2 protein-coding genes are annotated in these 567 nt (G+C 67.4%); both read left to right on the forward strand.

Annotated features, from left to right (window positions below):
- A partial coding sequence (locus BIU89_RS17800; RefSeq protein WP_139179147.1) for a DUF933 domain-containing protein occupies window positions 1-110 on the forward strand: 110 nt, incomplete at its 5' end.
- A gap of 37 nt (window positions 111-147) precedes the next feature.
- A complete protein-coding gene (locus BIU89_RS17805) occupies window positions 148-537 on the forward strand; it encodes a DUF2510 domain-containing protein (RefSeq protein WP_083404368.1) in 390 nt (129 codons plus the stop codon).
- Window positions 538-567 lie beyond the last annotated feature (30 nt).

Here is a 567-nt window from a genome sequence, read left to right on the forward strand (position 1 = left end):
TCGCGACCGGCTCGATCGCCGAGGCCCGCGCTGCCGGCAAGGCCCGCATCGAAGGCAAGGACTACGTCATGCAGGACGGCGACGTGGTGGAGTTCCGCTTCAACAACTGATCTGCCCACGTGGTTCGTCGTGCGCCAGGATGAGCGCATGACGAATGCGCAGGCAGGGTGGTACGACGACGGCTCCGGCACCATGCGGTGGTGGGACGGTTCCGCGTGGACGGAGCAGGTGCAGCAGCAGGCGCCCGCGGCGTCGGGGGTCGGTGGAGTGATCGGCCGGATCCAGGCGGAAGCCGCTTCGGGTGGTCAGCCGCGTCCGGCGCAGAACGGCATGAGCTACGTCGTGCTGCAGGTGGTGCTCAAGGAGAAGTTCTTCGGGACGGGTTCGGGCAACCTCACCGAACTCGAGAAGGCGATCAACGCGCAGGCTGCGCTCGGGTACCGGCTGCACACGATCACGACGGCTTCCTCGGGGAGCACGGGTTTCGGCGGCGGGGACCGGGTGCAAGCCACCATGGTGTTCGAACGCCTGAACTGAGGCGATGCCACGAACGGTGCGAGGTTCCGT

Origin of the sequence: Curtobacterium sp. MCBA15_005, assembly GCF_001864855.1 — a bacterium.
GTDB lineage: Bacteria > Actinomycetota > Actinomycetes > Actinomycetales > Microbacteriaceae > Curtobacterium > Curtobacterium flaccumfaciens.

What these genes read in the sequence shown, in the direction of transcription:
- BIU89_RS17805 (WP_083404368.1), top strand. Translation starts at nt 148, where the DNA reads ATGACGAATGCGCAGGCAGGGTGGTACGACGACGGCTCCGGCACCATG.